The sequence below is a fragment of the Microbacterium sp. genome (genome assembly GCF_052099035.1).
Lineage (GTDB): Bacteria > Actinomycetota > Actinomycetes > Actinomycetales > Microbacteriaceae > Microbacterium.
The window spans coordinates 1-6,140 of sequence record NZ_JBQDSX010000109.1; the positions used below are offsets into that span (position 1 = coordinate 1).

Genomic DNA, 6,140 nt, shown 5'->3' on the forward strand with positions numbered 1-6,140 from the left:
GAGCAGATACAGTTGCTCGCAACAGGCGGTGTTGCATCGACCGGTTGAACTCGCCGTCTACACGTCGATCGCGTTCACCGACCGGCTCATCGACGAAGGCATTGACCCGTCCGTCGGGTCCGTCGGCGACGCGTACGACAACTCCCTCGCGGAGTCGCAGATCGGCCTGTACAAGTCCGAGCTGATCCACCACGAAGGGCCCTGGCGCGACGTCGACCAAGTCGAGGCCGCCACTGCCTCCTGGGTGCTGTGGTTCAACACCGAACGCACCCACGGCTCCATCGACGACCTCACGCCCCTCGAGGTCGAACAACTCGACTACGCTCGCAACGAACCGGTCGAACAAGCCGGCTGACACCAGCAAAACACTCTCCAGACACGCCGGGGCGAGTCACTTCAATTCAGTGCTCATGACGTGATTCATCTTCCCGTCCGACCGAAGCCGAACCGATCACGCCGAACCCCTCACACACAAACTTTCCGACAGACCCAGCGCCTCCTGCTCCGTCCAGCTGGCAGCGCGTCTTAGCGCAGGGCGAAGTCGACGACGTCGACGCGCGCGTCGTCGGGCATAGCCGGGTAGTGCTGGCGGAGACCGTGGATGTACCCCTCGACGGTACCGCCGTCATCCAGGCGCAGTGTCTCGGGAGTCAGCTCGTCTAGGTGGTAGTTGTTGACCGCCAGGACTTCGCCTCTGAGCGGCGGTCGGCCGTCGTCTTCGAAGTAGAGAATTACGGGTCCGGTGGGCAGGAGTTCGTCCCAGCGTACGGATGAGGTCTTGGTGCCGGCCGCGACAGGTTCGTAGTGGCGCTTGTTGAATCGCAGGACGCGCTCGGCATTGGCGTCAGGGAAGAAGTATGTATGCGGCAGGAGCTTGGCGATCGGCAGCATTTGAGGACCAGTCTCGTCGGGAACGGCGACCAGCAGGTCGGGGTGAAGGTCGAGCATGACCTGGCGGCATCGGCCGCATGGCGGGATCAAGCCGCGGGAGCGATCGCCTGCGGCGGCCATCGCAACGAGAGGTCCGGCCTGTGCCGCCGCGGCGACGCCGAGCGCAACGAGTTCCGCACAGGGTCCGCCCGTGAAGTGATACACGTTGACGGAGGTGTGGAGGTGCCCCTCAGTGTCCATTGCGGCGGCCGCGACTGTGTGGTTCGGGTCGTTTCCGAGCGTTTTTGCGAGCGCTTCCGCCGCCTCGATGACGCGCAGCTCAGAGCGCAGGGGTTCCATGGCTCAATCCTGGCAGACAGCGCCGCCATACCCCTCGGCCTCCTCCGCGACTGGGTCAACGAGAACGTGACCCGGAGCTGAGCTCCGAACCACGCCGGAGCTGGCCACTGCTCGGATGGCTCGGTCGCTACGCGGCGGGCGCCGGTGCTTCGGGTTCGTCGTTCTCCGGTCGCCACGGGTATTCCATCGCGCTGGCGACCCGGAGTGCCACGGTGCGCCCGTCAAATCGATCGACGAGGTGCAGTGCCATGTCGATGCCGGCCGACACTCCGGCGCTGGTGACGACCGAGCCGGAATCGACCCACCGAGCACCGGACCATACGGTGGCGTCCGTGAACTGCTCAGCGAGCTGCTTGCGAGCCATCCAGTGCGTGGTTACCTCGCGAGAGCCGAGGACACCGGCAGCGCCGAGGACGAAGGCACCCGTGCACACGGACGCCATGACACTTCCGGCCTCAGCCAAGCGGCGCACCTCGGCCACGTGATCCTCGTTGGCGGCCATGGCCTGCGTTCCCGGTCCTCCCGGGTAGATCAGAATGTCCGGGGTCTGGTCTCCCAATGGCCCATCGACACCGACCTTCAAACCCTTGAAGCACTCGACGCCCTGGCCGCCGACGCTGACCGAACGGACGCGGACGTCACGGTCACCGAGGTCCTGCCAGAATCGCAGCACCTCCCAGGGCCCGACGGCGTCCAACTCCTCGACGCCGGGGAAGAAGAACACTTCGACGGACAATGCACTGCGAATCTCACTGGCCATAGGCTCACTCTACATGTTGTAGAGAATAATCCTGCAAGTAGTCTGATGGGACTCTCTACATCACGTAGAGTTACCCCGTGAACAGATTATGGCATCGCGGACTCCCTCTCCTCGTCTCGGCACTCGTCCTCTCGGGCTGCGCCACGGCCACCGGCACGGAGGCGGCCCCGCAGTCGACGAGCGCCGGGGCCACCCCGCAGCCTCAGGCGGGACCCGCCTGCCCCGCGGACCCACTCCTCGATGGCGTCCCGCAGCGCGTGGTAACCATGGACGCCGGCGCTGCAGCCTTCATCGCGGCGCTGGGGTTCTCCGACAGGATTGTCGGTACGGCGGCTCCGGACTTCGTCACCGATTTCGAGGGAGACCTCCGCACGCAACTCGACGCGGTCCCGGTGCTCGACACGGGGACCGGCTCGGCCGAGGCGGTGATCGCCGCAGAACCCGATCTCGTCACCGGGATCTCGCAATACGAATTCGGCGGATTCGACGGAACGGCGACCGTCGACCAGCTCCGTGCCGCGGGCAGCGCGGCCCTCTCGGCGTGCCGCACCGAGCAGTCCGGGCCGGTGGAGGACATCGACGAGACGTACCGCTACATCACGGCGCTCGCGGACGCGTTCGACGTTCCCGAGCGCGGCGCTGCTCTCGTCGCTCGCATCCGTGAGGAGGTGAGCACGAACACTGCGCAGAGCGTCTCCGAGGACGTTCCGGTGCTGACGCTCTCGAGCGTCCCTGACGGAGGCGGCGGCGTCTCCACGGCCGGTGGGTCCAGTTTCGCGAACGGCATCATCACACTGGCGCACGGGACGAACATCGCCAGCGACCAACTGCAGGATTTCGCCTCGCTGTCGGCCGAAGCCGTCGCCGCCGCCGACCCGAAGGTGATCGTCGTGATCTCCGGGTTCTCCGCGGAGGACGATGTCGACCTGAAGGCCTCGATCGTTGCGAGTCCACTGCTGTCGTCGACGACCGCGGTGCACTCGGGGAACGTCGTGATCGTCCCGCAGCGACTGATGCTCTCGCCGAGCCTGCTCAACGCACAGGCCGTGAAGGTGGTGGCGGATGCCGTCGCACGAGCGGCCGACTAGCCCGGCCGGGACGGGACGTACCGGCGCCCTCCGCCGGCTTCCGTTCGGCGTGATCATCGTCGGACTCCTGCTGGCCCTCATCGCCGTGTCGGTGATGGGGGTCGGGCTCGGGGCTGTACGGGTAGATCCGGCGAGGACGCTGCAGGTGATCGGCGAGCGGCTGAGCGGTGGCGATCCATCCGGTCCGGATGCGTTCATCGTCTGGGAGTTGCGGGTTCCGCGCGTGCTGCAGGCAATCATCGTCGGGGCCGCGCTGGCCGTGGCGGGCGCCTGCGTTCAGGTGCTGGTCCTCAACCCCATCGCAGACCCCTACGTCCTCGGTCTGTCGTCCGGTGCGAGCGTCGGCGCGGTGCTGGTGGTCACCACCGTCGGCGTGGCCACGGCCGGAGGGTTGCTCCTTCCGGCCGCCGCGTTCCTCGGTGCAGCAGCCGCGGGTGCCGCCGTGGCCGCCACCGCCACCTCTCGACGGAGCTTGTCGGCTGGCCGCCTCGTGCTGTCCGGAGTCGCCATCGGACAGTTGCTCGGCGGTCTGGTGTCCTTCCTGCTCATTCGCGCCGGCGACTCCGACGCGACCCAGCAGGTGGTGTTCTGGCTCCTGGGCAGCCTGGCGGGGTCCCAGTGGCGACTCGTCGCCGTGGTCGCACCGGTCGTCACCGTGGCCATCGCCCTCAGCGTCGTGTGCGCGAGCCGGCTCGACCTGCTGAGTCTCGGCGACGCGCAGGCAGCCGCCTCCGGCCTCAGGCCGGGGCGGGCTCGGTTCGTCGTCTTCGCCCTCACCGCGCTGCTGACGGGAGCTGCGGTCGCCGTCTCCGGCACGATCGGATTCGTCGGCCTGATCGTCCCCCACTTCGCTCGACTGCTCGTCGGCGGGCTGCATCGACGGGTCCTACCTGTCAGTGCGCTCCTCGGCTCGATCCTCCTCCTGGCCGCGGACCTCGCTGCCAGAGCCGTGCTCGCGCCGACAGAGCTCCCGGTGGGTATCTTCTCGGCGGCGATCGGCGTACCGGTCTTCATCCTGCTCATGCGCCGCAGCCGGACCGAGGCGTTCAGTTGATCGCACACGTGAGGTTCGACGGCGTCAGCGTGAGATACGGCAGGCGGTACGCGCTTCGCGACGTGTCCGCCTCGGTAGGACACGGCCGGTTCGCCGCGATCATCGGGCCCAATGGCAGCGGGAAGAGCACACTCCTCAACCTGCTCTCCGGACACCACCCGCCGCACACCGGCGACGTGCTGATCGACGGGACGGACATCGCCGCGCTGCGGGGCTCCGAGCGGTCACGGAACATCGGGGTGCTCCGCCAGGACTCCGGTCCGCTCCCCGACGTGACCGTCGCCGAGCTCATCGCGCTGGGTCCAGGAGGCCTCTCACGATCGTCGGTCCTCGAGGCACTGGAACGGGTCGGTCTCGTCCCGCTCGCCGACCAGCCCGTCCTGACCCTGTCGGGAGGCCAGCGCCAACGAGCGCTGCTCGCCCGCGCCGTCCGCCACCAGCCGAGCCTGCTCGTCCTCGATGAACCGACGAACCATCTGGACGTCCGGCACCAATCGATGATCCTGCAGGTGGTGAAGGAGATGCCCATGACGGTCGTCAGCGCCGTGCACGATCTCGACCTCGCCTATCGGTACGCCGATCAGGTGATCGTGCTCGACCAGGGCGCCGTCGTCGAGCAGGGGGCTCCGGGCGACGCGATGACGCGCGGCGTCCTGCGCGACGTCTTCCACATCGACTCGTTCGTCGTTACCACTCCGGCAGGCACCGAACACCTCGTACACACGCCGCTCCCCTGACCGGTGGGCCGCGACGTCGGCACTCCGTTCACGCTGTTCGTCGGGCGCCACGACCTGCCGATCGGGCGAGGAACGAGACCAGCGTCTCGAGTGGGCCGCGTCGGTGGAGCAGTGCCAGGCACAGGCCGAGTAGGAGGATGGCCGCGAGGTTGGTAGCGAACGCGACTGGTCCGAACACCCACGTGGCGTCCTGTCCCCAGCCCAGCGAGAGCGTGGCGATGGAGAGCACCGGCAGGTGGACGGCGCAGGAGGTGAGGGGAGCAGCTCCGGCTCGGCGGCTGTTCCTTGGCTGTTCATCGGCCTCAAAGCAGCGGGCGTCGCCTACCTCGCCTACCTGGCCTGGCAAGCGTCGCGGCCAAGCGGCCGGGGGGAGTGTTCGAGATCCGGCACCTCCCGCGCGACAGCAACTGGAGACTGTTCTGCATGGGGCTGACCACCAACCTCCTCAACCCGAAAGCCGCGATCATGTACCTCACCGAGATACCGCACTTCATCGACACTGAACTAGGGCGTGTCTCCTAATTTGTCTCGCCCTCCGCGGGATGATTTTTGAGTGAGTCGGGGTCTGTCGGAAAGTTTGTGTGTGAGGGGTTCGGCGTGATCGGTTCGGCTTCGGTCGGACGGGAAGATGAATCACGTCATGAGCACTGAATTGAAGACAACAACTGAGCAATCCGAGACCGTCGATCTGCGAACCGGGGAGGTCCTTCCTGCGCCGCCGAATATCACCGCGGTCGCGGAGCAACTCGTGGCCGCCGCTCGTGGTCAAGGGATCGAACTGACTGGCCCGAACGGGCTGCTGACGGGACTGACCCGGCAGGTCCTGCAGTCCGCGTTGGAAGCGGAGCTGACCGAGCACCTCGGCGACGACCCGGGCGATCGGGTCGGGAAGCAGACGCCGAACAGCCGGAACGGATCCACGCCGAAGACGGTGCGGACCGAGATCGGCGATCTCACGATCCAGGTCCCGAGGGACCGGGCGGGCACGTTCGCGCCGGTGGTCGTGCCCAAGCATCAGCGCCGGATCGCGGGGTTCGACGAGGCGGTGATCTCGCTGTATGCGAAGGGCATGACCACCGGCGATATCGCCAAGCACCTCTCCGATCTCTACGGATCAGACGTCTCTCGTGATCTGGTGTCGACGGTGACCGACAAGGTGCTCGGCGACATGCAGGAATGGCAAGCCCGTCCGCTGGACGTCGTCTATCCCGTGGTTCTGATCGACGCGCTCGTGATCAAGGTCCGCGACGGGCAGGTCGCCAACCGGCCTG

7 protein-coding genes are annotated in these 6,140 nt (G+C 67.1%); 5 read left to right on the forward strand and 2 right to left on the reverse strand.

Features of this window, described 5'->3' with window-relative positions; genetic code table 11:
* Nucleotides 1-355: integrase core domain-containing protein (locus ACTIAO_RS16705; RefSeq protein ID WP_441907242.1), on the forward strand; the 355-nt coding region annotated here is incomplete at its 5' end.
* Nucleotides 356-525: 170 nt separating this feature from the next.
* Here ACTIAO_RS16705 and ACTIAO_RS16710 read toward each other — a convergent pair.
* Complete coding sequence (locus tag ACTIAO_RS16710; protein ID WP_441907243.1) at nt 526-1,230, reverse strand: hypothetical protein; 705 nt, start codon at nt 1,228-1,230, stop codon at nt 526-528.
* 127 nt (nt 1,231-1,357) lie between these two features.
* Nucleotides 1,358-1,990, reverse strand: a complete 633-nt coding sequence (locus ACTIAO_RS16715) for a DJ-1/PfpI family protein (protein WP_087013761.1) — start codon at nt 1,988-1,990, stop codon at nt 1,358-1,360.
* 77 nt (nt 1,991-2,067) lie between these two features.
* Here ACTIAO_RS16715 and ACTIAO_RS16720 point away from each other — a divergent pair, with 77 nt between their 5' ends.
* The 4 genes from ACTIAO_RS16720 to ACTIAO_RS16735 form a co-directional block, all read left to right on the forward strand.
* Nucleotides 2,068-3,078 carry an ABC transporter substrate-binding protein gene (locus ACTIAO_RS16720; RefSeq protein WP_254908935.1) on the forward strand — a complete coding sequence of 337 codons (1,011 nt, stop codon included), beginning with the start codon at nt 2,068-2,070 and terminating at the stop codon, nt 3,076-3,078.
* On the forward strand, nt 3,053-4,132 hold the full coding sequence (locus tag ACTIAO_RS16725) for a FecCD family ABC transporter permease (protein WP_441907244.1): 1,080 nt from the start codon (nt 3,053-3,055) through the stop codon (nt 4,130-4,132). The genes ACTIAO_RS16720 and ACTIAO_RS16725 overlap by 26 nt, the downstream gene beginning before the upstream one ends.
* 62 nt (nt 4,133-4,194) lie before the next feature.
* A complete protein-coding gene (locus ACTIAO_RS16730; RefSeq protein ID WP_441907245.1) occupies nt 4,195-4,869 on the forward strand; it encodes an ABC transporter ATP-binding protein in 675 nt (224 codons plus the stop codon).
* A gap of 640 nt (nt 4,870-5,509) precedes the next feature.
* On the forward strand, nt 5,510-6,140 hold a 631-nt coding region (locus ACTIAO_RS16735), incomplete at its 3' end, for an IS256 family transposase (protein ID WP_441907246.1).

Coding starts and splice junctions, on each gene's coding strand:
- ACTIAO_RS16710 (WP_441907243.1), bottom strand. CDS start 1,230: ATGGAACCCCTGCGCTCTGAGCTGCGCGTCATCGAGGCGGCGGAAGCG.
- ACTIAO_RS16715 (WP_087013761.1), bottom strand. CDS start 1,990: ATGGCCAGTGAGATTCGCAGTGCATTGTCCGTCGAAGTGTTCTTCTTC.
- ACTIAO_RS16725 (WP_441907244.1), top strand. CDS start 3,053: ATGCCGTCGCACGAGCGGCCGACTAGCCCGGCCGGGACGGGACGTACC.